The organism is Pseudomonas lactis, from assembly GCF_001439845.1.
Lineage (GTDB): Bacteria > Pseudomonadota > Gammaproteobacteria > Pseudomonadales > Pseudomonadaceae > Aquipseudomonas > Aquipseudomonas lactis.
This window is the reverse complement of the sequence record NZ_JYLO01000014.1, coordinates 1-24,930: the sequence shown is the minus strand read 5'-3', so window position 1 is coordinate 24,930 and position 24,930 is coordinate 1. Positions and strand designations below refer to the sequence as shown.

The window sequence follows — 24,930 nt, the reverse complement described above, 5'->3', positions numbered from 1 at the left end:
CAATGGCTATGAACGACCCTATTGTGATTGTCAGCGCCGTGCGCACGCCCATGGGCGGGTTTCAGGGCGACCTCAAAAGCCTGACCGCGCCGCAATTGGGCGCTGCCGCCATTCGTGCGGCGGTCGAGCGTGCTGGTATCGCCACCGATGCCGTCGACGAAGTGCTGTTTGGCTGTGTGCTGCCCGCCGGGCTTGGGCAGGCACCTGCCCGCCAGGCTGCCCTGGGCGCCGGGTTGGGCAAGGGCACGCGCTGCACCACCCTCAACAAAATGTGCGGCTCCGGCATGGAAGCGACGATCCTGGCCCACGACTCGCTGCGCGCTGGCAGCGTCGATGTGGTGATCGCCGGCGGCATGGAAAGCATGTCCAACGCCCCGTACCTGCTGGACCGGGCGCTCAGCGGCTACCGCATGGGCCACGGCAAGGTGCTGGACCATATGTTCCTCGACGGCCTCGAAGATGCCTACGACAAGGGGCGCCTGATGGGCACCTTTGCCGAGGACTGCGCCGAGCACAATGGTTTTACCCGTGAGGCCCAGGACGCGTTTGCCATCGCTTCCCTGACCCGCGCACAAGAGGCCATCACCCACGGCAGCTTTGCCAGTGAAATCGTCCCGGTGCAGGTCACCGTGGGCAAGGAACAAAAAACCATCCTCCATGATGAGCAACCGCCAAAAGCCAAGCTGGACAAGATTGCCAGCCTGAAACCGGCGTTCCGTGACGGCGGTACGGTGACAGCGGCCAACTCCAGCTCGATCTCCGATGGCGCCGCGGCGTTGTTGCTGATGCGTGAGTCCGAGGCGCTCAAGCGTGGCCTCAAGCCCTTGGCAGTCATTCACGGGCACGCCGCGTTTGCCGATGAGCCGGGGCTGTTTCCGGTGGCGCCGGTAGGAGCGATCCGCAAGCTGATGAGCAAGACCGGCTGGAGCCTGGACGAGGTGGACCTGTTCGAAATCAACGAGGCCTTCGCCGTGGTCAGCCTGGTGACGATGAGCAAGCTAGAGATTCCCCACGACAAGGTCAACGTGCACGGCGGCGCCTGTGCATTGGGCCACCCCATTGGTGCCTCTGGCGTACGTATCCTGGTGACGTTGCTCGCGGCCCTGCGCCAGAAGGGGCTCAAGCGTGGCGTCGCAGCCATTTGCATTGGCGGCGGTGAAGCCACGGCCATGGCCGTTGAATGCCTGTATTGAGGATGACCTATGTTGCCCAATGACGAACAACTGCAGATCAGCGACGCCGCCCGGCAATTTGCCCAGGAACGTTTGAAACCCTTCGCCGCCGAGTGGGACCGCGAGCATCGCTTTCCCAAGGAAGCCATCGCGGAAATGGCCGAACTGGGCTTTTTCGGCATGCTGGTGCCAGAACAGTGGGGCGGTTGCGACACCGGCTACCTGGCCTACGCCATGGCCCTGGAAGAGATCGCCGCGGGCGACGGTGCCTGCTCCACGATCATGAGCGTGCACAACTCGGTGGGTTGCGTGCCGATCCTCAAGTTTGGCAATGATCAGCACAAAGAGCAGTTCCTCACGCCCCTGGCCAGCGGCGCCATGCTGGGTGCTTTTGCGCTGACCGAACCCCAGGCCGGCTCCGATGCCAGCAGCCTGAAAACCCGTGCGCGCCTTGAAGGCGACCACTATGTGCTCAATGGCTGTAAACAGTTCATCACCTCCGGGCAAAACGCCGGGATTGTGATTGTGTTTGCGGTCACCGACCCCGCTGCGGGTAAACGTGGGATCAGCGCGTTTATCGTGCCCACCGATTCGCCGGGTTATACCGTGGCGCGGGTGGAAGACAAGCTGGGGCAGCATGCCTCGGACACCTGCCAGATTCTGTTTGAAGACGTGAAAGTGCCGGTGGCCAACCGCCTGGGCGAGGAGGGCGAAGGCTACAAAATCGCCCTGGCCAACCTGGAAGGCGGCCGCGTGGGCATTGCCTCCCAGTCGGTGGGGATGGCCCGCGCCGCCTTCGAAGCGGCCCGCGACTATGCCCGTGAGCGTGAAAGCTTTGGCAAGCCGTTGATCGAACACCAGGCCGTCGCCTTTCGCCTGGCCGACATGGCCACCCAGATCGCCGTCGCCCGGCAGATGGTGCATTACGCCGCCGCCCTGCGTGACAGCGGCAAGCCAGCGCTGGTGGAAGCGTCCATGGCCAAGCTGTTTGCCTCGGAAATGGCCGAGAAAGTCTGCTCAGCCGCCTTGCAAACCCTGGGCGGTTACGGTTACCTGAACGACTTCCCCCTGGAGCGGATCTACCGCGATGTGCGGGTCTGCCAGATTTACGAAGGCACCAGCGATATTCAACGCATGGTCATCTCACGCAATCTTTAAGGAGCCGATACATGAGTTACGAAACCATCCTGCTTGACGTCCAGGGCCGTGTCGGGCTGATCACGCTTAACCGCCCCAACGCGCTGAACGCCCTGAATGCACAACTGGTCAGCGAGCTGAACCAGGCGCTGGACAGCCTGGAAGCCAATCCTGAAATTGGCTGCATCGTGCTGACCGGCTCGAAAAAGGCCTTCGCGGCCGGTGCCGATATCAAGGAAATGGCCGAGCTGACCTACCCGCAGATCTATATGGACGATCTGTTCAGCGACAGCGACCGCGTGGCCAACCGTCGCAAGCCGATCATTGCCGCCGTGAATGGTTTCGCCCTGGGCGGCGGCTGTGAACTGGCCTTGATGTGTGACTTTATCCTTGCCGGCGACACCGCCAAGTTTGGCCAGCCGGAAATCAACTTGGGCGTGCTGCCGGGCATGGGCGGCACCCAGCGCCTGACCCGTGCGGTGGGCAAAGCCAAGGCCATGGAGATGTGCCTGACCGGGCGTTTTATCGACGCGGTGGAGGCCGAGCGCTGCGGGGTTGTGGCGCGCATCGTGCCCGCCGATGAACTGCTGGAGGAAGCGCTGAAGGTGGCTACCCTGATCGCCGGTAAATCTGTGCCGATCAGCATGATGGTCAAGGAAAGTGTGAACCGTGCGTTTGAAGTCAGCCTGTCCGAAGGCGTACGTTTTGAGCGTCGGGTGTTTCATGCGGCGTTTGCGACCCAGGACCAGAAGGAAGGCATGGCCGCGTTTGTGGCCAAGCGGGCGCCGGAATTCAAGGATAAGTAAGCCTGATGGGTGTGTGGCCTGCCAGCCGACACCTACCTGACACCCCAACGATCCAACTGTGGGAGCTGGCTTGCCTGCGATGGCGGCCTCCCAGCCGGCGCCTATCTACCTGATCCCCTGCGGTCAAACTTGTGGGAGCGGGCTTGCTCGCGAAGGCGGCCTAGCAGTTAACGCAGTTGGATTGTGTACATATCCATTGCTGCGGTAACGGCCGCTTAGGGTTCCGCCCTGACGGCGGCTCACTTTGCAAAAGCGGCAAAGTAAGCAAAACGCTCTTGCCCCACCACTCGGCACCTCGCTTAGGCTCGGTGTGCCCGTAATTCGTCAGTGATTTGGGGGGCCGCCGCCACGCGCCATCCATGGCGCGGGGCGGCTAAACCGGCATCCCTGCCGGTTTACCCCCCAAATCCCTGTCGAATTCCGGCCAGCGTGGTTTAACGGGGCGCCTAAGATCAAGATCAAAAGCAGATCAAGAGCAAGATCAAGAGCGGCTCGCTTCGCATCGTGGTTACCGTTGATCGGTAGTCTGATGTACTGAGGTGTCTGCATCGCAGGCAAGCCAGCTCCCACAGGGTTTTGTGTGGTGTCCGTTAGAGCTGGTAGTTTTTCAACTCCCTGGCAATCACCATCCGCTGAATCTCGCTGGTGCCTTCGTAAATCTGCGTGATCCGTGCATCCCGGTAGTAACGCTCCACCGGGTAATCCTCCAGATACCCATACCCACCATGGATCTGCATCGCCTTGGAGCAGACTCGCTCGGCCATTTCCGAGGCGAACAGCTTGGCCTGGGAGGCTTCGGACAGGCACGGTTTGCCGGCAGTGCGCAGGCGCGCAGCATGGAGGATCAGCAGGCGCGCAGCGTTGAGTTGGGTTTGCATGTCGGCCAGCAGGTTGGCCACGCTCTGGTGTTCGATGATCGCCTTGTCGAACTGCACCCGATCACGGGCGTAGGCCAGCGCGGCTTCAAACGCGGCGCGGGCAATGCCCAGGGCCTGGGCGGCGATGCCGATGCGTCCGCCTTCGAGGTTGGAGAGGGCGATGGCCAGGCCCTTGCCGCGCTCACCCAGCAGGTTGGCTTCGGGAACCTTGCATTGGTTGAGCGTGACGGCGCAGGTGTCTGACGCACGAATACCCATCTTGTGCTCGGTGCGGTCGACCACGAAACCTGGGGTATCGGTGGGCACCAGAAACGCTGAAATGCCTTTCTTGCCCAGTTCCGGGTCGGTCACGGCGAACACGATGGCCAGCTTGGCGCGCTTGCCGTTGCTGACGAACTGCTTGGCGCCATTGATGACCCATTGCCCGTCACGCAACTCGGCACGGGTGCGCAGGTTATGGGCTTCGGAACCGGCCTGGGGTTCTGTCAGGCAGAAGCAACCGATGGCCTGGCCACTGGCGAGTTCGGCCAGCCAGGTGTTTTTCTGTTCGGTTGTGCCGTAGTTGAGGATCGGCCCGCAACCCACTGAATTATGGATACTCATCAGCGCGCCCGTAGCAGCGTCACCGGCGGAGATTTCCTCCACGGCCAGGGCATAGGCGACGTAATCGACATAGGTGCCGCCCCATTCTTCCGGTACCACCATCCCCAGCAGGCCCAGCTCGCCCATCTTCGCCACCAGGGCGTCGTCGATCCAGCCGGCTTTCTCCCAGGCTTGGGCATGGGGGGCGATTTCGCCACGGGCAAAATCCCGCGCCATGTCTCGGATCATCACTTGTTCTTCAGTGTATTCAAGATCTTGCATGGCTTATTTTCCAATCTGCACGAAGTCGCGGAAGAAGCTCTCGACATGGCTGGCATTCAGCGCATGGAGGGTGGGTGGGTTCCACTTCGCAGACTTATCCTTGTCGATGATCAGGGCGCGAACCCCTTCGATCAGGTCGCCGCGTTCAAACCACTGGCGGTCCAGGTGCAGTTCGAGGGCAAAGCACTGTTCCAGTGGCAAGTGGCGACCACGGCGCAGCATCTCCAGCGTCACGGCCATGGCCAGGGGCGAGCGGGTGTGCATGAGGTTGGCGGTGGTCAGCGCCCAGTCATGGCTATCGGCCACGGTCACTTGTTGCAGTTGCTCGACGATGCTGGGCACGTCCGGCAACCCGAAAAAGTGGTCAATGGCCGGGCGCAAGGCCGCCAACGGGGCGTCGGGCAATTGCTGCACGGCGAGCTTGGCGAGTGCGCCTTGCAAGTCCTTGAGCGGCGAGTCGTGCCATTGCAGGCCGTCGAGTTTCTGGTCCAGCTCAACCAGCTTGGCGCTGTCGATGTACCAGTCTGCCAGCCCGCAATACAAGGCATCCGCCGCGCGAATCTGCACCCCGGTCACCCCAAGGTAGGTGCCCAGCTCGCCAGGAATACGCGAGAGAAAATAGCTGCCACCTACATCCGGGAAGTACCCGATGGCCACTTCCGGCATCGCCAGGCGGCTGCGTTCGGTGACCACCCGCAGGTCCGCGCCTTGCACCAGGCCCATGCCACCGCCGAGGACGAAGCCGTCCATCAATGCCAGTACGGGTTTACGGTAGTGGTGAATGGCCAGGTCGAGGGCATATTCCTCGACGAAGAAATCCTGGTGCAGGGTGTCGCCTTGCTTGAAGCTGTCGTACAGCGAACGGATGTCGCCGCCGGCGCAAAAGGCTTTTTCACCGGCGCCGCGCAGTACCACGGCGTAGATCTCGGGGTCATCGGCCCAGGCCTGCAAGTGCGCGGCCAACTGGCGGACCATGTCCAGGGTGATGGCGTTCAGGCCGGCGGGCCGATTGAGGGTGAGGTGGCCGATGTGGTTACGCACCTGTGCCAGAACAGCGTCCTGCTGGACCTCGGCGTGGCTTGCTTGGGATGAAACCTGAGCAGTCATCTCTAACTCCCTGCTTTTATTGTCTTTATCAAGATGTTCGCGGGTGAACTCTCTTGTGATCGTACCAGTGCAAATTTGCCCCGTACAACCCGGAATCGTGCAGGTCGTTGTTGCATTTATGCAGTGCCGGTCAAACCACCCGGCTGGCCAGAACCTCGCCGATACTGCGACGCCGTGCATGGCCCTCGGCGGCGTGGATCAGTTGCTCCAGCTCTGTCGGTTCGACGTCGTAGAACTGTTCCATCTCGGCCAGCGCCAGCTTGAGGTCGGCTGCCGTGATGCTCGGCTCGCTGACGGCGGTGGCAGTGCCCAGGATAACCGGTGCAGGCTCGGCAAGCCCCTTGGGGTAACGCGTGCGTGTGGCATTGTTATAGGCCAACGCACAGGCGAGCAGGGCGCCAGCGCCGAGCATCACCGGCGCCAGCTCGTACCATCCGAGGGCGACGGATGCCGGGTCGGCCAGCACCAGGGTCATGGCCAAGCCGCCGGCCGGCGGGTGCAGGCAGCGTAGCCAGCAGATGAGGACCACTGTCATGCCCGCCGCCAGGCACGCGCTGCCCAAGGTGCGCCCCAGGACGCGGGCGACCAGCAGCGCCACGACGCCTGCACACAGGTAACTGCCGATGATCGACCAGGGTTGGGCCAGCGCGCCCGATGACACGGCAAACAACAGCACCGCCGAGGCGCCAAGAGGGCCGAGCAGATGCAGGGCCACCTCCATGCCGAATACTTGGGCACACGCCCAGACACTCAATAGCGTGCCCAGGGCCATGCCGATGGCTGCACGGCTCCATTCGGCGGGACGGGTGTTGATTGCAGCGGGTAACCAGCGAGCGAGCATTGAAAGACGGTCCATAAACGGCGGGCGAAAAAAAAGGCCTGCCTGGTTTCCCGGAACAGCCCTTTGAAGGTTCCAACATTGGGGGAAGGAACCTGTGCAGTGTGCCGCGCTTGATTCAGTGGCGCTACTGCATATTAATGAATGTTAAATGCAAAAAAAATGCAGTTAAACGGCGTCGCCGTAGGTGATCGGCCCGGTGGCTGTGGCCGTCGTTGGGTTGATCTTGCCCAGCACGCGACTGTGGGTTTCTTCATTGAACAGGTGCTCTTGCAGGTCTTCGCGCAGCCTGGGATCGTCGGCCAGCGGCCCCTTCAACGCCACCAGTGCGTCACGCAACGCCATCAAACGATCCAGCCTGGGTAAAGGTACGGTTAACAGGTCATCTCGCACGGCATTGTCCTCTCAATGAAGTAAGCCATCGCGCGCGGGCAGCCTACAACGTCCTTGTTGTTGTGAAGTGCCCTGACCCAAGCGTTACAGGTTGGTCCTGACGGTCGGGTGGTAGATAGTGAGTGCACGTGGCAGCGAGTCTACAGTTGGGCTCCGAGCACCGGAAGGGAAAGTGCACCAGCCATTACGCAAACAAATGTAGGCACTTTCTTGGTACCTATGATGAAAGCCGCCCACTCGTGGAAGAGTGGGCGCTCTTTCTTACAATGCAGCCGGAAAAGCACTCAGGGCGTCGAGGTTTTTGCCAAATGCAGCAACACATAGGGGTTTTTGTCGAACGCTGCCGTGAGCGTCGGCGTGATTGAGCGCAGGCGCGGATCGTCCAGCGCCTGGAAGTCGGTCTGGCTCATCACTATCCATGCCGGCGCCTGGACCGGTTTCAATTCGGCGGGCAATTGAGTAAACAACGGCACCTTGTCGCAATCGAAGTTGACCATGAACTTGATGGCTTTCGCGTCTTTGCCCAGTGCATGCAATACCAGCGGCGCCGGTTGCAGCTGAACGTGCGCCTTGACGGCGAGGCTGAAGGTGCGGGTGTCGTACACCTGACGTTCCAGGGGTTCGACCACCATGATGTAGGTGCTCCACAGGGCGAGCACGGCGGCCAGGGCGGGGCCGTAGGTGCGCATCCGCGAGCGGACCAATACCAGCAGGGCCAGCACCTGCAGCACGCCAAGCACGACGAAGATGAGCGCAAGGTCGGCCAGCGGCTCCGGGTAGTGCCGTCGCGCCACCACCAGGCCAATGACCAGCAACGCTGGCAACAGCGTCCAGATGCCCAGCATCAAGGCGCGCAGCCAGGCAAACAGTCGCCCTTGCGTGACCTGGAAGGGGTACGCGGCAATGATCGCGGCCATCGGCAACATCGGCAGGATATAACGCGCTTTCTTGGCTTGGGGTACCGACAGGCCCAACATCACCAGCACACCCGCTGCCGCGCAATAGAGCACCAGCTTCAACGCTGGGTCCGGCGCACGTCGACCGCCCACCAGCATCGCCAGCAGCACTAACAATGCCAGTGGATAGGCCAGGGCGTAATTGCCCAAAGAGCTGGTGAAGTAATACAGCACGCCGCCGGAGCCTTCGCTGCCATCCATGCGCCCCAGGAACTGCATGCGAATCACGTCATGCATGAAGTCTTCACCACCGCTGAGCTTGGCCAGCAGCAGCAACAGGCCGACGCACGCCGCCAGCAGCGCCAGTGCCAGCAGGCCGAAGCTGAACAGCTGGCGCCACTGGCGGTTGATCAGGTAGTAGCTGCACAACACGCCCGTGGGGATCACCAGGCCAATCGGGCCACGAATGGCAAACCCCAGCAGCAACAGCAAAAATACCCAATGCAGGCGTTTGGCGGCGGCGAAATGGTCATGGGCATAGCCCAGGTAGAACACCGCCAACGCCACGGCGGCGAGCATCTGATCCAGGGAGACTGCGCGGGTTTCGCTGACAAACGTACTGCTGAGCAGCAGCATCGCAATGCTCAGCAGGCCCCAACGTGGCGAGTAGGGCGCGGTGAGGCGATAGACCAGCACCACGATCAGCGCCGACGCCACCGCCGTGGGCAGCCACGCCGTCAGGCTGGTGACCTGGCCCAAGGGCAACGACAGCAGCCACGTCAGCAGGGTCGACGTCGCCAGGTAATCGGCATACGGCTGGCCATAGGTGGTGGGGAAGAAGCTGGGCCCATGGCGCAACATTTCCTGGGCAAACACCACGAAGCGCGAATCAAAACCGATGATCGCCTGGTGCCAGTTGCCGGCGATAAACAGCACCAGCGCCAAGAGTCCAAGCCCCAGCGACTGGTGACGGATCGTTGCACGCTGCGCGGACGGTAAGGCGATGTTCACCTAGCAAGCGTCCTTGACCTGTTCCACCCAGTTTTGCTGGGGGATCGGTAACTCGCAGGAGTCGCCGCGGCCGATGGGGAAGTACTTGAAGCCTTTGCGCGCCAGGCGCTCGCCGTCGTACAGGTTACGGCCGTCGAAGATCACCGGGGTTTTCAGGCGCTGGTGAATCAGGTCAAAGTCCGGCGCCTTGAATTGCTGCCATTCGGTGCACACGATCAACGCATCGGCGCCGCCCAAGGTGGACTCCGGGGTGCCCATCAGCATCAGGCGCGGGTCATCGCCGTAGAGGCGTTGGGTTTCCTGCATGGCTTCCGGGTCGAAGGCGCGCACATTGGCGCCGGCGGCCCACAGCGCTTCCATCAGCACACGGCTGGGGGCGTCACGCATGTCATCGGTGTTGGGCTTGAAGGCCAGGCCCCACAGGGCGAACGTCTTGCCCTTAAGGTTGCCCTGGAAGAACGCGTTGATGCGCTCGAACAGCTTGCTCTTCTGGCGCTGGTTGATGGCTTCCACGGCTTCGAGCAGGTCGCTGGAGCAGTTGGCCTGCTTGGCGCTGTGGATCAGGGCGCGCATGTCTTTGGGGAAGCACGAGCCGCCATAACCGCAGCCGGGGTAGATAAAGTGGTAGCCGATGCGCGAGTCGGCACCGATGCCCAGGCGCACCGACTCAATGTCGGCGCCCAGGTGTTCGGCCAGTTCGGCGATCTGGTTGATGAAGCTGATCTTGGTGGCCAGCATGCAGTTGGCGGCGTACTTGGTCAGTTCAGCGCTGCGCAGGTCCATGAAGATGATGCGGTCGTGGTTGCGGTTGAACGGCGCGTACAGGTCGCGCATCACGTCACGTACTTCTTCACGTTCACAGCCGATGATGATCCGGTCCGGGCGGCGGCAGTCGGCAACCGCGGAGCCTTCCTTGAGGAACTCCGGGTTGGAGACGATATCGAACTGCAGCTCACGGCCGGCAGCGCGCAGGTTGTTGAGGATGTGGTCGCGCAAGGTGTCGCCGGTGCCGACCGGTACCGTGGATTTCTCCACCAGGATTACCGGCGCCACGCGATGGCGGGCAACCGCATCACCCACCGACAGCACGTATTTCAGGTCGGCCGAACCGTCTTCATCCGACGGCGTGCCCACGGCAATAAACAGCACTTCGCCGTGTTCGACGGCGAGTTTTTCGTCGTGGGTAAAGCGCAGGCGTCCACTTTCCAGGTTGTCCTTGACCATGGCTGCCAGGCCCGGCTCGAAGATGGTCACATGACCCTTCTGCAGCGATTCGACCTTGTGCTTGTCAACGTCCATGCAAATGACATCGTGACCGACTTCGGCTAATACAGTGGCCTGGACCAGACCAACGTAACCACTACCAAATACACTGATTTTCATGGGGTATTCCTGGGACTTGAGGTGCTAGCACGACGAGAGTTGATAACCAGTACACCGAGGATGACCAAGGCCACCCCCAGGGTTTTTGAAAGCGAAAAATTTTCGTTGAACACCGGCAGGCTGGCCGCCAGCAAATACACCAGCGCGTAACTGATGCTGAGCAGCGAATAAGCGCGGCCCAGGGGTAAGTGCTTCAATGCGCCGAGCCAGCACAGCATCGACAGCGCATAGGCGATGATCGCGAGGATCACCACGCCCAGGGCGCCCAGGTCGATGCTGTTATCCGTGAAGGCGGCCAGCCACTCAGAGGGAAGCGGCAGGCGCGTCATGCTCCAGCGCATGCCCAGTTGGGCACCACTCACCAGGCCGACACTGCCCAGGGCCAGGGCGAAACCCCGCACGCGGCTCATACCTGACGCCCTAGCAAGACCACCCCGGCAATCACCAGCCCCACACCCAACCAGTGACGGCCATCAATGGGCTCGTGGAAGACAAAGCGCGCCATCAGCGTGACCAGCACAAAATTCAGGCTGAGCATGGGGTAGGCAATGCCCACTTCCAGGCGCTGCAACACCAGCAGCCACACCAGCAAACCCAGGCCCAGGCACACCAGCGCCGACCACAACCACGGCGAGCGCAGTTTCAAGGCCCAGCCATCCGGCACGCCGCGCCAGCTTTCCACAGCAAACTTTTGCGAGACCTGGCCCATGCAAGTGAGCAGGCAGGCCGTAAGCAGTAGCAGCAGGGTGATCATGGCGCGACCTGCGGGAAAATCAGGATCACGATCTTGCCTTGCGCATACCGTTTGCCGTCGGTGGGCAGCAGTGCGAGTTCTTCTTTTTCACCGGTACTATTGACGCGCATCACCACGCCCACCGCGCCGGTACGACGGGTTTCGGCCATCCATGACTGGATGCGGTTACGGTCGACCAGACGCGGCGCGGTGTCCTCGTAAGCCAGGCCGTACTTGACCTCACCCGAGGTGTTGTACAGCGTGATATCGGGGCGTTTGAGGCGCCAGGACAACGCCGAGGCGGCGCCCAGGTCGTTGCTCAGCAGGGCAACGCTGGGCTGCAACTCGTCGATGTGATCGATGATGAATTGGTCCGGGGTCTTGTTGTAAACCACCGAGTGGGGCAATGCGGCAGGCACCAGCAGCACCAGTAAGCCACTGCCGATCAGCGGCGCGGCCCACAATTTCAGCGGGCGTGCCGCTTGCAGCAGATTGACCACGATCCAACCGAACAAGAAGATGAACACCAGCACCAGGCTGAGGGTTTCCTCACCCGGTTCGTATACTGGCTTCTTCAACTGGAACCAGCTGAGGGCCAGCAATACCAGCACACCGATCGCCAGGTTCAACCAACCATTGATGCGCAGCACGCGGCCGCGGCCTAGAGCCAGTTTGTCGCTCAGGGCCGAGCCCATCAGCAAGGCCAGGGGGAGCATGCACGGCATGATGTAGGAGGGCAGCTTGCCTTTGGCCAGGCTGAAAAAGGCCAGGGGCATTAACAGCCACAGTAGCAGGAACGCGGTTTTCGGCACGCGCCGCTGCAGCCAGGCCTGCTTGAGCGCGGACGGCAACAGCGCGACCCACGGCAGCGCGAACCCTACCAGCAGCGGCAGGTAATACCAGAAGGGTTCGGCGTGCTGGGCGTCTTCACCGGCAAAGCGTTGGATGTGCTCGTGCCAGAAAAAGAAATGCCAGTAGTCCGGCTCTTGCAGGTGCACAGCCAACGCCCACGGCACGCTGACAGCAATCGCCACCACCACGGCAACAGGGCCAAATTTGCACAACTCGACAAAACGTTTTTGCCAGACGGCGTAGGGCAGGGCGACCAGCACCGGCAGCAACCAGGCCAGGAAGCCCTTGGTCATGAAGCCCATGCCGCACGCCAGGCCCAGCAAGGCCCAGGACCACAAGCGCGCACGCCGCGTGGTGCTGTCGAAACAGAACCACAAGGCCACGCCCGTCAGATTGATCCAGAAGGTGAACTGCGGGTCCAGGTTGGCATAGCCACCCAGCGCGGCCACGCTGACGAAGCTCATGTAGAGCAGCGTGCTGACCAAACTCTTTTGCGGGTCGCTCCACAACCGGCGAGAGACCAGATACACCAGCAGAATGCTCAAGCCGGTACTCAAGGCCGAGGCAAACCGTACGCCAAACAGGTTCTGCCCGAAGATCGCCTGGCCCAGCGCGATCATCCAATAGCCTGCGGCTGGCTTCTCGAAGTAGCGAATGCCCATGAAGTGCGGCGCGGCCCACTTGCCGGTCAGCAGCATTTCCTGGCTGATTTGCGCATAGCGGGTTTCATCGGGAATCCACAGGCCATGGGTGGCCAACGGCAGCAGGTAGAACACGGCGAACGCCAGCAGGAGCAGGGGCAAAGCCCAGCGGCGGATCATGCCTGCTGCACTCCCAGCCAACCCTCGCGGCCGCTCAAGGCGCCGCGCACCAGCTGTTGCTGGGGCAGGGTGGTCACATCCGTGGGCAACAGCTCGCCCAAGGTTTTGAACTCGATGTCGCGCTGCCCGGCCTGGGCGAGGAACTGGCGAAAATCATTGGCCATCAGAATCCCTTCTACTTCCGCGTGGATCGTGTAGACGTTCAGCTTTGACGCGTTGAACCGATCAAGAATGAAGCGGTTGAAATCGTTGGCAGCTACCACCGGCCCGACGACTTCGTCGAAGGTCGGCAGGTCTACCGGAATTTGTGGGGTGCCCGCGCTGCCATCGGCCAAGGTTGGTCGAAACAGGCTGGTGCCCCGGCAATCGCTGTTGTAGCGAAAGTTGAAGCCTTGCTTGGCTTGCACCACGCGCTCATCGGCGCGCCAACCGGCGGCCGCTGAACAGTCGATGCGCTCGCCGAGGATGTCGCTCAAGGTGTCTACGCCGCGTCGAATCTGCTCGACCAGCTGTGCCTCGCTCCAACGCCCGGTGTTGGCCTGCCAGCCGTGGTGGTCCCAGGCGTGCAGGCCGACTTCATGCCCGGCGGCCTTGGCCTGGCGCATCAAATGCCCCAGGTCGCGGCCAATCGGCTTGCCTGGCCAGGCGGTGCCGGCCAGCAAGATGTCCCAGCCATACAGGCCGGCAGCGTTGGAGCGCAGCATCTTCCACAGGAACTGCGGGCGGATCAGGCGCCACAAGTGGCGCCCCATGTTGTCCGGCCCGACACTGAAGAAGAACGTCGCCTTGACCCCGGCTTCGGCCAGGGAGTCGAGCAACCGTGGCACACCTTCACGGGTGCCACGGTAGGTGTCGACGTCGATGCGAAGACCTGCCTGCATTACTTTTTATCCGCAATTTCAAGCATGGCTTCACGCAAGAAGAAATCGAGCGTGTTGCCGATGGTTTCGCTCATCTCTACGCTCGGCTCCCAGTTCAGCAGGCGTTTGGCGTTTTCGATGCTCGGCTTGCGGTGTGCCACGTCCTGGTAGCCCGTGCCGTAGAACGCCTTGCTCTCGACGTCGCGGAAACCGGCGAATGGCGGGAAGTTGTGGCGCAGCGGGTGAGCCTCGAACTGACGCAGCAGTTCTTCGCCCAGCTGGCGAATGCTGGCTTCGTTTTCGGGGTTGCCGATGTTGATGATCTGGCCGTCGCACACGCCATTGTCGTTATCAATGATGCGCGCCAGGGCTTCGATGCCGTCGGCAATGTCGGTGAAGCAACGCTTTTGCTCACCACCGTCGAACAGACGGATCGGCGTGCCTTCCACCAGGTTCAGGATCAGCTGGGTAATGGCGCGGGAGCTGCCGATACGCGCCGAGTCCAGGCGGTCCAGGCGCGGGCCCATCCAGTTGAACGGACGGAACAGGGTGAACTTCAGGCCCTTGTCGCCGTAAGCCCAGATCACGCGATCCAGCAGTTGCTTGGAGACGGAGTAGATCCAGCGTTGCTTGTTGACTGGGCCCACCACTAGGTTGGAGGTGTCTTCGTCGAAGTACTGGTCTTGGCACATGCCGTAGACTTCCGAGGTCGACGGGAAAATCACGCGTTTGTTGTATTTGACGCAGTAGCGCACCAGCTTGAGGTTTTCTTCGAAGTCCAGTTCGAACACGCGCAACGGGTTACGGGTGTATTCGATCGGCGTGGCGATGGCCACCAGCGGCAGCACCACGTCGCATTTCTTGATGTGGTATTCGATCCACTCGGTGTGGATGCTGATGTCGCCTTCCACATAATGGAAATTGGGGTGGCTGCGCAGGCGCTCGATGGCGTCGGAGCCGATGTCCAGGCCATAGACTTCGTAGCGGTCGTCACGCAGCAGGCGCTCGGACAGGTGGTTACCGATAAAGCCGTTGACGCCCAGGATCAGCACACGGGTACGGCGCGGCTTGCGACCCGACTCGGCGCCGCGCAGTACAGAGCCATCCACCAGGCCTAGTTCATCGGCCAGGGACGGGCCTGCCAGGTACAGGCCGTTTTCGTTGCGCTGGCCGAACTTGACCACCAGGGAATCTTCACCGCAGGCAATGCGCAGCGGGTTGACGCTGATCACACGGCCAGGCGCCAGACCTTCGTTGCCCTTGACCACGTCGGCTTGCCATACGATCAGCTTGTGCTCGCCCACGGCGCAGAAGGCGCCCGGGTACGGCTGGGTCACCGCACGCACCAGGTTGAACAGTTGCTCGGCGGGCTGTTTCCAGTCCAGCTTGCCATCGGCGGCGGTGCGCCGACCAAAGTAGGTGGCTTTGCTTTCGTCCTGAACGGTTTCGCTCAGCTTGCCCTGGGCCAGCTGTGGCAGGGCATCACGCAGCAGAGCCGTGGCCGCATCACGCAGCTTGGCGTGCAGGCTCAGGCCGGTATCGCTGCGTTCGATGGCGACAGTCTGCTGGGCCAGGATGGCGCCGGCATCGGCACGCTTGACCATACGATGCAGGGTCACGCCGGTTTCGGTTTCGCCGTTGACCAGCACCCAGTTGGCCGGGGCGCGGCCACGGTACTTAGGCAGCAACGAGCCGTGCAGGTTGAACGCGCCTTTGCGGGCGGTGGCCAACAGCGGTTCGCTCAGCAGGTTGCGGTAGTAGAACGAGAAGATGTACTCCGGGTTCAGCTTGGCAATACGTTCGATCCACAGCGGGTGGTTGGCGTCTTCCGGAGCATGTACCGGGATGCCATTGCGGGCGCAGAGTTGGGCGACGGAACCGTAGAAGTTGTTTTCCTTGGGGTCATCGGCATGGGTGAACACGGCGGCAATGTCGTAACCGGCGCTGAGCAGCGCTTCAATGCCTGCGCAGCCAATATCGTGGTAGGCGAATACAACAGCTTTTGAACTCATGACTGGACCTGATCCGAAGAAGAAGTAGACGTATGGGAAGACACCAGGCCGTCGACCACGACGACTGGAGCCGGTGCTGCCGGTTGGTTGCGCAGCACTTTTTCAATAAAGAAGCGTGGGCGGGCACGTACATCGCTGTACATACGGCCCAGGTATTCGCCCAGCAGGCCCATGCCGATGAACTGGCCACCGGTGAACACAAACAACACCGCAAACAGCACGAACAGGCCATCACCGGCCCAGTCGGCGCCGAAGGCCAGGCGCATGACGATCAGGGCAAAGGCAAACAGCACGCCCAGTGCCGCCAGGCTGAAACCGACGATGGACAGCAGGCGCAAGGGCGTGGTGGTCATGCAGGTCAGCAGGTCGAACATCAGGCTGATCAGGCGCATGGCGCTGTATTTGGATTCGCCGTGCTCACGTTCGGCGTGGTGCACCAGGATTTCCGTGGTGTGGCGGGCGAAGCCGTTGGCCAGGATCGGGATGAACGTGCTGCGCTCACGGCAGGCGAGCATGGCATCGACGATGGTGCGGCGGTAGGCGCGCAACATGCAGCCGTAGTCGGTCATGGCCACGCCGGTAGAGCGCTGCACGGCAAGGTTGATCAAGCGCGACGGCCAGCGGCGGAAGGCCGAGTCCTGGCGGTTATTACGCACGGTGGCGACCACGTCGTAGCCCAGGGCAGCTTGCTCGACCAGGCGCGGGATCTCTTCCGGCGGGTTCTGCAGGTCGGCGTCGAGGGTGATCACCACTTCGCCACGGCACTGTTCAAAGCCGGCCATGATCGCCGCGTGCTGGCCGTAGTTGCGGTTAAGGATCACCGCTACCACATTGCTGCCGTCTTCTGCGGCGGCGTCTTCGAGCAATTGGGCCGAATTGTCGCGGCTACCGTCATCCACCAGGATGATTTCGTATTCGTAAGCCAGTTGCTTGCAGGCGGCCGTGGTGCGACGCAGCAACTCAGGCAGGCTTTCTTGTTCGTTGTAGACCGGGATAACGATCGACACGCAATGAATAGGGTAGGGTTTCAAAGATTCATGACCTCGGGCTGGAGCAACGTAGAGCGCGAAAACGGCAGTGATTATTGGGCAAAACTACAGCCCGCAGACTACAACACGGAGCTAAAGATGATGCGTTTTCAATAGGTTAGTCGATAATCCACGGATTGCACTTAAGTGTTGCCTACAAGGTTAAGCGCAAAAATGTGCAACGAATATGAAAGGCGGATGAAAAACTCGTTTATTTGACAGGCAGACAGCTAGGGTTCAGCTAAGTAATCAAGGCGTTACATGTAGGCCTCACAGGGCGATATCGGAGCTTCGTGCAAGACGCTTGGTTCAATCTGAGCGAGGCGATTAGCCCAATGTTTGCCCTTCAACAATCTTCTCTGCATTGGCGCTCAAGTGCCGGTAAAGTAAGCCCTCTCTTGCCAGGGTACTCGGATGAATAGCGTGCAGCTTTTTTTACGCGGCCAGTTGCGGCCAGCGCTGATGGGATTGTTGATGACGGTGGCCTGTGTCACCAGCGTGCGGGCTGATCAGGGCGTCGCGCTGACCCCACTGGACCAGGTGCCGGACGGGGTGGAAGTGCGCGGCAAGCAGGTCGCCGCTTATACCTGGGATGACCGCCAGGGCAAAAACCTGTTGGTACTCGCCGAGCAAGTGGGTGAGCGCGATGACGATGGTACCCAGTCGGCCTTTGTCTACGCGGCGCAATACGTGCTGGGAGGCGAGCGCCCCAAGCGCGTGTGGATGCTGTACGACGATGTGCAGCACTGCGAATTCGACGCCGGGCTGCGCTTTGACCGGGCTGCCACCAAGGTCACCGACCTGCTGGGCGACGGCAACACCCAGGCCACGGTCGGTTATTCGCGGGCCTGCACCAGTGACGTCAGCCCCAACGAATTCAAGCTGATCATGCATGTTGGCAAGTCCGAGAAGTATCGTCTGCGCGGCCTCGACCGCGTGGGCGCCAGTTGGTGGGATGAGGACGCCGGCGCCTTGCGCGGTATGCCACTGCCGACTGACTGCAGCGTCGCGGCGCAGCAAGCCTTGGTCAGCCAATACAAGGAGCAGGGCACCGAACTGCCACTGCCAGGCTGCTATGGCGACGAGAAGGACTTTGCCAAGGCGCCGGACAGTTACCTCGCCTTTATGCGCCAGCAGTGGTTCGCGCTGATGCAACAACAGGACGCCGACTGGAGCCAGTCCCAGGCCCAACCCCAGGCAGCCAGCGAGGACGAAGATACAGCCCCGTGATTTTGTGCCAGGGCCGCTCCTGGGTTAGACTCGGCCTTCGCCAATCCACTAAATACATCGATTAATCAAATAGTTGCTCGGTGTATTTAATCCAAAGGCTGATCTACCTTGACCGAGTCCATTTGCAACCCGCTGACCCTTTACCTCACCCGCCTGGCGCCTTCCAGCCAACTGACCATGCGCTACGTGCTACAGGATGCCGCCGACCGCCTGGGTTTCGAAGACCACAACCTCGAAGAGATTGACTGGCACCTGCTGCAGCCCGAACACGTTATTGCGCTGGTCGCTGCCTTGCGTGAGGACGGCTTTGCGCCGAACACCTCGTCGCTGTATGTGAATGCGGTGCGCGGGGTGATGAACGAGGCGTGGCGCATGAGCTTGATCAGCCAGGACCACCTGTTGAAGATGCGCTCGGTCAAGGCCACACCCGGCACGCGCCTGGGCCAGGGCCGCAACCTGCGCCGCACCTTGATCCGCGAGATGCTCGACGTCTGCGCCGCCGACCCTCGGCCCCAGGGCCTGCGGGATGCCGCAGTGATCGGCCTGTTATATGGCTCGGGCATGCGCAAGTCGGAGTCGGTCAACCTGGACCTGGCGCAGATCAACTTTGACGAGCGCAGCTTGCGCGTGATCGGCAAGGGCAACAAAGAGTTGGTCAAGTACGCGCCGGACTGGGCGTTTGCCAAACTTCAGGCCTGGCTGGCGTTTCGTCGCGAGCAGCTCAAGGAAGGTGAGCAGGACGACAGCTTCCTGTTTAACCGCATCCGTCGAGGCAGCCATATCACCCGGGAACGCATCACCAAGCACGCGATTTACTACATCGCGCGCCAGCGTGGTGATCAGGTGGGGGTCAAGATCATGCCCCATGATTTCCGTCGTTCGTTTATCACGCGGGTGATCGAGGAGCATGATTTGTCGATTGCGCAGAAGCTGGCGCATCACACCAACATCCAGACCACTGCCAGCTATGACGTGCGCGACGACAATGAGCGGCGGCGGGCGGTGGATCGGTTTGATTTGTAGGCTTGTGGATACACCACGATTCAAATGTGGGAGCTGGCTTGCCTGCGAAGAGGGCCTCACAGGCAACCAGAATGTTGAATCTGCCTGCTCCTCTGCTCAGGAGGAAGGCGGGACGCTTGAGACCAGGTGAGCCGGCAAGCGCCGCAACGTCCACAAGGTGGTCAGCATCGCGGCCAGCGCACACAGCGCAATGCCGATCAACATCGGCGCCGGGGTATGGTCGGCAAACACGCCCACCAGGGTCATCGCCACAGCAGCCGTGACCATCTGGATCGCGCCCAGCAGTGCAGACGCAGAACCGGCCACTGCACCGTGATCTTCCAACGATAACACCCCGGCCGCCGGCAATAGCAGGCCCAGAAAACCAAAACCGATAAACAACAGCCCCATCATCAAGGCCAAGCTGTCACCCCACAGCGTAGTAGCGGCCAGCAAGCTCATGACCGCCGCCACGCCCACCACCGACCAGCGAATCAACGGCGCCAGGCCAAAGCGGGCGCTGAGGCGTGCGGTCAGTTGGCTCATGGCAAAAAAAGAAGCTGCGTTGAGAGCAAAGCACAGGCTGAACTGGGTTGGTGTCAGGCCAAAAAACTCGATGTACACGAAAGGCGCGCTGCCGATGAACACGAAGAAAGTGGCCAGGCCAAACCCGCACACCACCGACAACCCCGTGAAAACAGGGTCGCGGAGGAGGGCGCCATAGCTGCCGAACGCCTGGCCCAGGGTTTTGCCCAGGCGGCGCTCGGCCGGGTGGGTTTCTGGCAGTTGTACGGCGGTCATCAGCAGGCACAGCACGGCCACCACCGCCAACACGGCAAACACTTCGCGCCAGCTCCAGATCGAAATCACCAGGCTACCGGCCAAAGGCGCGAGGATCGGTGAAACACTCATCACCAGCATCAACAACGCCATCAGGCGCGCCGCTTCATGGCCGGTATACAGGTCACGGACAATCGCCCGTGGGATCACCATGCCCGCACAAGCACCGAACGCCTGCACCGCACGAAAACCAATCAACACTTCGATGGTCGGTGCCAGCGCGCAGCCGACGCTGCCAATGGCAAAGATCACCAAACCCGCATAAATCGGTGGTTTACGCCCGAACACGTCGCTGAGGGGGCCGTAGAACAACTGGCACACGCCGATAATCATGAAGAACACCGTCAAACTCATCTGCACGGCCGCCGGCGAGGCCTGGAGGCTGGCGCCCAGGGTCGGCAGCGCCGGCAGGTAGATGTCGATGGCAAACGGGCCGACGGCGGTGATCAAGCCCAGCAACAGGGCGAGGCGGGCGATACGTTGAGGCATTTGGCAGATCCAGGTAGAGCAACGGACGGTCAGCTTAAGGGAACCGCGCAGATCCGCAAACTTAGGCTTCACTAACAAGCAACAGCTGCCGATACAGCTAGCAGCGACATTGAAACGGTTGGGCTCCCAACCGGCGGTCCTGGCACGGGGTACCACTATGACGATCAAATTACGCTTGATGCTGTTGATTGCGACCGGGTTGCTCACCGCTTTGATCATGAGCCTGGCTGGCTACCTGGGCAATACGCGGATGGCCGATGCGGTACAGGACAACGACGTCAGCATGACGGTACTGCGTAACCACATGGAAGCCGACATGATGCACGACGCCCTGCGTGCGGATGTACTGTCAGCCATGTTGGTCGGGCTGGGCAAAAGCACCAGTACGGCGGCCGAGGTCAACAGCTCGATCAAGGAGCATGCCGAGCACTTTCGCGAGGTGCTGGCGGAAAACCTCAAGCTGCCGTTGGACGCCTCGATCAAGGCCAGCCTGGAAAAAATCAAACCCAGCCTGGACACCTACATCAGTGCCGGCGAGCGCATCGTCGCGCTGGCCCTGGACAATCCCGAGGCCGCACGAGGCGAACTGCAGACCTTCAATGCCGCGTTCAGCCAGTTGGAAGAACAAATGGCGGGGTTGAGCGAACTGATCGAAAACAATACCCAACTCACCAGCACCGGTACCCGGCAAACCATCAGTAACGCTAACTGGACCTTGATTATTGTATTGGGGGCGAGCCTGCTGTTGCTGCTGGCACAAGGACGTTGGGTGACCCTGAGCATCATGGGGCCGTTGCGCACCGCCAGCCGTATTGCCCAGAGCATTGCCCATGGCAACCTGAGCGAGCCGATTGCCGAACCCAAGAACCAGGACGAAGCCAGTGCACTGATTCGCAGCCTGGCGACGATGCAGCGGGATTTGCGCGGCATGATCGAAGTGGTTCGCAGCAACGCCCACGGCGTCAATGGCATGAGCGAGCGCCTCAGCCAGGGTTGCCATGAAGTGGCAGGCAGCAGCCAGCAACAAAGCGTCGCCGCCAGCACCATGGCCGCCGCCGCGAGCGAAATGACAGCCAGCATCGAAGAAATCACCCGTCACGCCCAACGTGCCCTGGACATGGCCAGCCAGGCTGAAACCCTGGCCAAGGACGGCGGCAGGGTCATCCACCAAGTGGTCAGCGACATGGACGGCATCGCCCGTTCTGCCCAACAGTCAGCCCAAGTGATCCGCACACTGGACAAGGAGTCCGAAGCGATCTACAGCATTATCCAGGTGATCAAGGGGATTGCCGACCAGACCAACTTGCTGGCCCTGAACGCCGCCATCGAAGCCGCCCGCGCCGGTGAACAAGGGCGCGGCTTCGCGGTCGTGGCCGACGAAGTGCGCAGCCTGGCCGGACGCACCAGCGCCTCCACCCAGGAAATCGCCAGCATGGTTGGGAGCATCCAGCAGAACACCCGAGCAGCGGTGATCAGCATGGAGGAGGGCGTTGCTCAAGTGGACAAGGGCATGGCAGTGACTGCCGAAGTGGAACGCGCCATTCGCGAGATTCTCCAGGCTACGCTGAGTACCACTGAGTTGGTCAACGATATTTCCCGCACTATTAGTGAACAGAGCCTGGCCAGTAATGAGATTGCTCATCAGGTGGAGAGGATTGCGGGGATGTCGGAAAGTAACAGTCGGGTGATTGGCGAGACGGCGTCGACGACGGATGAATTGTCGAGTTTGGCGGGGAAGCTTTCGCAGTCGGTGGATCGGTTTAGGTTGTGAACTTACAAATCATATTTAATTTCCGTCAAGCACGCTAAGGAGCGGCATAGAATGAATCTGTATGATGAAGGATTTGACTTTATCGAGCGTAAAACAATAGAGGCTCCGGACCATTACCAAAGCGTGGAAGCCGCTATCGAAGCAGTTATCAAGTTCGCTCAAGATCGCATGACGTTCAACCAGACTCCAATTAACTGGCAGGCGTTTGAGAACTCGTTAACGCAGGGGCTGGAGAATCTATGTCTGAGCGGTGCAAAATACGCCAGTCTTTACGACGCTTTAAAATCCATTGGCTATTCCGCCAACACTTCTCGAACACAAGTCGTCGATTATGGCCTCGCACGCTGGGAAACATTAAAAGACGCTATAAGAACATTAGCGACAGGTCATATATCACGGCACAATTCGGGGGTGCACTGCACTCAATTTCGTAACGTTATCGAAGATTTTCCACCCCTCGCTGATGACAAAAAAATCTTCGAACAGCTTATTGATTTGATTGAGAGCAGACATACCAATTTGGAAACACTAATTCACCAAATGAGGGCGTTGAACGGAGATGAAACCCGCGCTGTCCGTGTTCTTCGGGCAATTGGTGCAGCAGGGTATCGCTGCGCAGATCATCAATTCGCTTTGCTTTGTGCACAATGGGCAGGCACAAGTGCTTACGGAAAGCTGCAATTCGCTCTGTGGTACGCGCCAGCGCAACCGGATCGCGAACAAGTGGTCTGCGATGTGACTATTTCCAAGAAGATCGAGAAGCTCGCGAGTCTGCTATTTGAGTTTGGTGTAGGCTCAAAGACAGGCCAAAATCATTACAATCTTCATGGACTGAACAGCGCGATGAAGACGTCATGGCGGGAGGAAGTTTCAGCTGTTGTTGAGGGGGATAAAGCTCTAGCAACTGCGACGCTGGAAACGTTGTTCGTCATGGGGCCGGCTGGCGAAGAAGACGAGTTATTATCTGTTGCTATCAAACTTGCCGATAAAAAGACCCAAGACGAATTGTCCACTTTTGTAGGTACTGAGACGACATTGGCCAATCGGAGGGCCCGAGCATGTATAAGCCTACTGCGAGAGAACCCTGATGTATTGGATCTGATGCTTGTCTCCTACCAACCCATTGCACCAAGAACGGTCGCTGGCGCCGATCAAGTTCCCAGAACATGGTTGGATAACCCTCGCATCGAACAACTCTTCGAGGCCGCCGTCAATGATATGGCGAGGAGGGCAGGCGGCGAAATTTTCGATAATCTTCATGCAGGTGAAGAAACACACGTAGGTGAGTTTTTCAAGGATTTGAAGTATTGCCTTGAAACACTGTCAAGACAGCTTGCGTTTGCGGCAAAGGAGCTTGATGCGCACGAGCGATTCGACTTCAGCCTTTCCCAAAGGATTATCGGGAAGCCAGAGGAGGGCGGAGAAGGTGTGGACTATGATAGGTTTTCTACTGACATCTGTCTTATTTTCAAGGCCATGGACGAGGGCGTGTGTCTGACTGAACGAGTAACGTTAATTCAAGCCAAAAGGCTGCAAATCATTTCAGATCGACGTCACGTTTATTCACTCAAGCGTGATCAGCTCAATGATATCGCCATGCAGACACTCGCTAGCTTTCTACTACTGCTAGGCCCAGCGCAGGGTGGGCGCTGCTTACCCGTGATATCCGCCAGCCTAATGGTTGACCTTATGAAGCAGAATAAAACGATGTCGTTGTCTCCTTCACGTGCTGCTGGATTAGGCAAAAGCTTCGGCACTTGGCTATTGGAAGACGTCATTGGACTTTGGACGGGGGACAAAAGTGAAAAACTTGTGAAGAAAGCCAATGGTCAAGAGAATGGTCGGCCGCGGCTCATTTACGAATTTTTGGTGCAACGCAGCTTGACAAGCTTCGAGGATTAACGAGCATTTGTGCTGTTTAACTACTGCGACTTCTAAAATCCTTACAACTGCTGGTAGCCCCGCGATATAACTATACTAAATAGTCATTTAGTATAGTTATAGCTGAACGGAATAAAAAAGACTAGAGTAGACTTTATTTTTTAACCGAAAAGGACTTTAGAAATGAAGGAAAAATTATCGCCTTGGATGGTTGAGAGTGCTTATCGCTATTTGCAGGCTGCTAAGCATCTTAGACGTGGTCATGACATGCTGGACGTTGCACAGATCAATGCTGCGATCGGTATGTAAATCTTGCTTAAAAGCTTCGTATCGAAGCCCAATGGCAACCTTGGCCAAGTCAATGAAACCTACGAACTGGACAACGGCGCTATCAAGGCAGCGCATCAGTATTTGAAAGCGGCAGACAAAATTCCGGCTTATCGGATAGACAAAGGGCCTAATAAGCACGATTTGCTCACTTTGTTTCATGCCATACGTGAGCCGATCAGGCAACGTATTCGGCTTGATCGTCATGAGCATCGGATCGAAAGGGATCGTGAAGTTTTTACCAATGCGCGTTATCGATATGAAGCCGGTGCTCCAGGAGACTACAACGATATTCTGATCGGAGTTTTGGACGAACTGATTGAGGACGTTGTGCACTGGTATCGTGAACTGGGCTGCAAAGATGTGTTCATCGTGTTTTACGGAATGCCGCCGCTTGAATTGCCGTCCCATCTTGATCAAGAGGCGGAGCCCCTGTGAGCCAAGCTTCAAATCTGCCCAGAGCCCCCAGCTCCCCCCCTCTGGCAGGATAGTTGTCACCCTCCAGTTTTCCCCAGATAGGCGGTAAAGGACACCGATGTGGCCCGTTATTCCCATGAGCGAAAAGAAGCCGTGCTGAGCAAGTTGTTGCCGCCTTACAA

The 24,930-nt window shown here is 59.8% G+C and carries 22 protein-coding genes and 1 pseudogene; 10 read left to right on the top strand and 13 right to left on the bottom strand.

Annotated features, from left to right (window positions below; genetic code table 11):
• Positions 1–8 precede the first annotated feature (8 nt).
• The 3 genes from TX24_RS23335 to TX24_RS23325 are packed head-to-tail and all read left to right on the top strand — an operon-like array spanning position 9 to position 3,115.
• Positions 9–1,193, top strand: a complete 1,185-nt coding sequence (locus TX24_RS23335; protein WP_057711294.1) for an acetyl-CoA C-acyltransferase — start codon at positions 9–11, stop codon at positions 1,191–1,193.
• 9 nt (positions 1,194–1,202) lie between these two features.
• Entirely contained in the window at positions 1,203–2,330 is a 1,128-nt protein-coding gene (locus TX24_RS23330) for an acyl-CoA dehydrogenase (RefSeq protein ID WP_003191237.1), read from the top strand.
• Between the two features lie 11 nt (positions 2,331–2,341).
• Entirely contained in the window at positions 2,342–3,115 is a 774-nt protein-coding gene (locus tag TX24_RS23325; RefSeq protein ID WP_003191236.1) for an enoyl-CoA hydratase, read from the top strand.
• Positions 3,116–3,705: 590 nt separating this feature from the next.
• Here the strand turns inward: TX24_RS23325 and TX24_RS23320 are convergent.
• The 12 genes from TX24_RS23320 to arnC form a co-directional block, all read right to left on the bottom strand.
• On the bottom strand, positions 3,706–4,857 hold the full coding sequence (locus TX24_RS23320; RefSeq protein WP_034135655.1) for an acyl-CoA dehydrogenase family protein: 1,152 nt from the start codon (positions 4,855–4,857) through the stop codon (positions 3,706–3,708).
• Between the two features lie 3 nt (positions 4,858–4,860).
• Positions 4,861–5,964, bottom strand: a complete 1,104-nt coding sequence (locus tag TX24_RS23315) for an enoyl-CoA hydratase/isomerase family protein (RefSeq protein ID WP_057711292.1) — start codon at positions 5,962–5,964, stop codon at positions 4,861–4,863.
• Between the two features lie 130 nt (positions 5,965–6,094).
• Positions 6,095–6,805 carry an HPP family protein gene (locus tag TX24_RS23310; protein WP_003191232.1) on the bottom strand — a complete coding sequence of 237 codons (711 nt, stop codon included), beginning with the start codon at positions 6,803–6,805 and terminating at the stop codon, positions 6,095–6,097.
• A 165-nt stretch (positions 6,806–6,970) separates the two neighbouring features.
• A complete protein-coding gene (locus TX24_RS31285) occupies positions 6,971–7,159 on the bottom strand; it encodes a type VI secretion system contractile sheath small subunit (RefSeq protein ID WP_275941352.1) in 189 nt (62 codons plus the stop codon).
• Positions 7,160–7,479: 320 nt separating this feature from the next.
• A complete protein-coding gene (locus tag TX24_RS23305; RefSeq protein ID WP_057711290.1) occupies positions 7,480–9,102 on the bottom strand; it encodes an ArnT family glycosyltransferase in 1,623 nt (540 codons plus the stop codon).
• The gene (locus TX24_RS23300) at positions 9,103–10,485 is read right to left on the bottom strand and encodes a UDP-glucose dehydrogenase family protein (protein ID WP_057711288.1); all 1,383 of its coding nucleotides are present in this window, start codon (positions 10,483–10,485) and stop codon (positions 9,103–9,105) included. It lies immediately after the preceding gene.
• Entirely contained in the window at positions 10,482–10,895 is a 414-nt protein-coding gene (gene arnF, locus TX24_RS23295) for a 4-amino-4-deoxy-L-arabinose-phosphoundecaprenol flippase subunit ArnF (protein ID WP_057711286.1), read from the bottom strand. Before arnF ends, TX24_RS23300 begins: the two co-directional genes overlap by 4 nt.
• Entirely contained in the window at positions 10,892–11,239 is a 348-nt protein-coding gene (arnE, locus tag TX24_RS23290) for a 4-amino-4-deoxy-L-arabinose-phosphoundecaprenol flippase subunit ArnE (protein WP_032897302.1), read from the bottom strand. The genes arnF and arnE overlap by 4 nt, the downstream gene beginning before the upstream one ends.
• On the bottom strand, positions 11,236–12,891 hold the full coding sequence (gene arnT / locus TX24_RS23285) for a lipid IV(A) 4-amino-4-deoxy-L-arabinosyltransferase (RefSeq protein WP_057711284.1): 1,656 nt from the start codon (positions 12,889–12,891) through the stop codon (positions 11,236–11,238). Before arnT ends, arnE begins: the two co-directional genes overlap by 4 nt.
• On the bottom strand, positions 12,888–13,772 hold the full coding sequence (gene arnD, locus TX24_RS23280) for a 4-deoxy-4-formamido-L-arabinose-phosphoundecaprenol deformylase (RefSeq protein WP_057711282.1): 885 nt from the start codon (positions 13,770–13,772) through the stop codon (positions 12,888–12,890). Before arnD ends, arnT begins: the two co-directional genes overlap by 4 nt.
• The gene (gene arnA, locus TX24_RS23275; RefSeq protein WP_057711280.1) at positions 13,772–15,763 is read right to left on the bottom strand and encodes a bifunctional UDP-4-amino-4-deoxy-L-arabinose formyltransferase/UDP-glucuronic acid oxidase ArnA; all 1,992 of its coding nucleotides are present in this window, start codon (positions 15,761–15,763) and stop codon (positions 13,772–13,774) included. The genes arnD and arnA overlap by 1 nt, the downstream gene beginning before the upstream one ends.
• Entirely contained in the window at positions 15,760–16,794 is a 1,035-nt protein-coding gene (gene arnC, locus TX24_RS23270) for an undecaprenyl-phosphate 4-deoxy-4-formamido-L-arabinose transferase (protein ID WP_003191219.1), read from the bottom strand. The genes arnA and arnC overlap by 4 nt, the downstream gene beginning before the upstream one ends.
• Before the next feature lie 411 nt (positions 16,795–17,205).
• Between arnC and TX24_RS23265 the strand changes: the two genes are divergently transcribed.
• Together TX24_RS23265 and TX24_RS23260 are read left to right on the top strand one after the other, a co-directional pair.
• The gene (locus TX24_RS23265) at positions 17,206–18,021 is read left to right on the top strand and encodes a M949_RS01915 family surface polysaccharide biosynthesis protein (RefSeq protein WP_057711278.1); all 816 of its coding nucleotides are present in this window, start codon (positions 17,206–17,208) and stop codon (positions 18,019–18,021) included.
• Positions 18,022–18,129: 108 nt separating this feature from the next.
• Complete coding sequence (locus TX24_RS23260; protein WP_057711276.1) at positions 18,130–19,044, top strand: site-specific integrase; 915 nt, start codon at positions 18,130–18,132, stop codon at positions 19,042–19,044.
• 96 nt (positions 19,045–19,140) lie between these two features.
• Here the strand turns inward: TX24_RS23260 and TX24_RS23255 are convergent, their stop codons facing one another.
• Positions 19,141–20,352, bottom strand: coding sequence for a multidrug effflux MFS transporter (locus TX24_RS23255; RefSeq protein ID WP_057711274.1), 1,212 nt, complete (start codon positions 20,350–20,352; stop codon positions 19,141–19,143).
• Positions 20,353–20,509: 157 nt separating this feature from the next.
• On the opposite strand from TX24_RS23255, the pseudogene TX24_RS32980 reads away from it, so the two are divergent.
• From TX24_RS32980 to TX24_RS31280, 5 genes and pseudogenes are all read left to right on the top strand, one after another.
• Positions 20,510–21,265: pseudogene (locus tag TX24_RS32980) on the top strand (MCP four helix bundle domain-containing protein); the annotation flags it as partial.
• Positions 21,260–22,123 carry a methyl-accepting chemotaxis protein gene (locus TX24_RS32975; protein ID WP_411829346.1) on the top strand — a complete coding sequence of 288 codons (864 nt, stop codon included), beginning with the start codon at positions 21,260–21,262 and terminating at the stop codon, positions 22,121–22,123. The pseudogene TX24_RS32980 and the gene TX24_RS32975, both read left to right, overlap by 6 nt.
• Before the next feature lie 51 nt (positions 22,124–22,174).
• Positions 22,175–24,025 (top strand): hypothetical protein, encoded by a 1,851-nt coding sequence (locus TX24_RS32620; protein WP_057711269.1) that lies wholly within the window; start codon positions 22,175–22,177, stop codon positions 24,023–24,025.
• A gap of 162 nt (positions 24,026–24,187) precedes the next feature.
• Positions 24,188–24,313, top strand: coding sequence for a hypothetical protein (locus tag TX24_RS32760; protein ID WP_275941345.1), 126 nt, complete (start codon positions 24,188–24,190; stop codon positions 24,311–24,313).
• Positions 24,314–24,316: 3 nt separating this feature from the next.
• On the top strand, positions 24,317–24,769 hold the full coding sequence (locus TX24_RS31280; protein ID WP_244175911.1) for a hypothetical protein: 453 nt from the start codon (positions 24,317–24,319) through the stop codon (positions 24,767–24,769).
• The last annotated feature ends 161 nt before the right edge of the window (positions 24,770–24,930 follow it).

Bases quoted from the DNA above. Each gene is read 5' to 3' on its own strand.
- TX24_RS23325 (WP_003191236.1), top strand. From the start codon at position 2,342: ATGAGTTACGAAACCATCCTGCTTGACGTCCAGGGCCGTGTCGGGCTG.
- arnT (WP_057711284.1), bottom strand. From the start codon at position 12,891: ATGATCCGCCGCTGGGCTTTGCCCCTGCTCCTGCTGGCGTTCGCCGTG.
- TX24_RS23255 (WP_057711274.1), bottom strand. From the start codon at position 20,352: ATGCCTCAACGTATCGCCCGCCTCGCCCTGTTGCTGGGCTTGATCACC.
- TX24_RS23320 (WP_034135655.1), bottom strand. From the start codon at position 4,857: ATGCAAGATCTTGAATACACTGAAGAACAAGTGATGATCCGAGACATG.
- TX24_RS23315 (WP_057711292.1), bottom strand. From the start codon at position 5,964: ATGACTGCTCAGGTTTCATCCCAAGCAAGCCACGCCGAGGTCCAGCAG.
- TX24_RS23330 (WP_003191237.1), top strand. From the start codon at position 1,203: ATGTTGCCCAATGACGAACAACTGCAGATCAGCGACGCCGCCCGGCAA.
- arnA (WP_057711280.1), bottom strand. From the start codon at position 15,763: ATGAGTTCAAAAGCTGTTGTATTCGCCTACCACGATATTGGCTGCGCA.
- arnF (WP_057711286.1), bottom strand. From the start codon at position 10,895: ATGAGCCGCGTGCGGGGTTTCGCCCTGGCCCTGGGCAGTGTCGGCCTG.
- arnD (WP_057711282.1), bottom strand. From the start codon at position 13,772: ATGCAGGCAGGTCTTCGCATCGACGTCGACACCTACCGTGGCACCCGT.
- TX24_RS23300 (WP_057711288.1), bottom strand. From the start codon at position 10,485: ATGAAAATCAGTGTATTTGGTAGTGGTTACGTTGGTCTGGTCCAGGCC.
- TX24_RS32975 (WP_411829346.1), top strand. From the start codon at position 21,260: ATGCAGCGGGATTTGCGCGGCATGATCGAAGTGGTTCGCAGCAACGCC.
- TX24_RS23265 (WP_057711278.1), top strand. From the start codon at position 17,206: ATGAATAGCGTGCAGCTTTTTTTACGCGGCCAGTTGCGGCCAGCGCTG.
- TX24_RS23335 (WP_057711294.1), top strand. From the start codon at position 9: ATGAACGACCCTATTGTGATTGTCAGCGCCGTGCGCACGCCCATGGGC.
- arnE (WP_032897302.1), bottom strand. From the start codon at position 11,239: ATGATCACCCTGCTGCTACTGCTTACGGCCTGCCTGCTCACTTGCATG.
- TX24_RS23310 (WP_003191232.1), bottom strand. From the start codon at position 6,805: ATGCTCGCTCGCTGGTTACCCGCTGCAATCAACACCCGTCCCGCCGAA.
- TX24_RS32620 (WP_057711269.1), top strand. From the start codon at position 22,175: ATGAATCTGTATGATGAAGGATTTGACTTTATCGAGCGTAAAACAATA.
- TX24_RS32760 (WP_275941345.1), top strand. From the start codon at position 24,188: ATGAAGGAAAAATTATCGCCTTGGATGGTTGAGAGTGCTTATCGCTAT.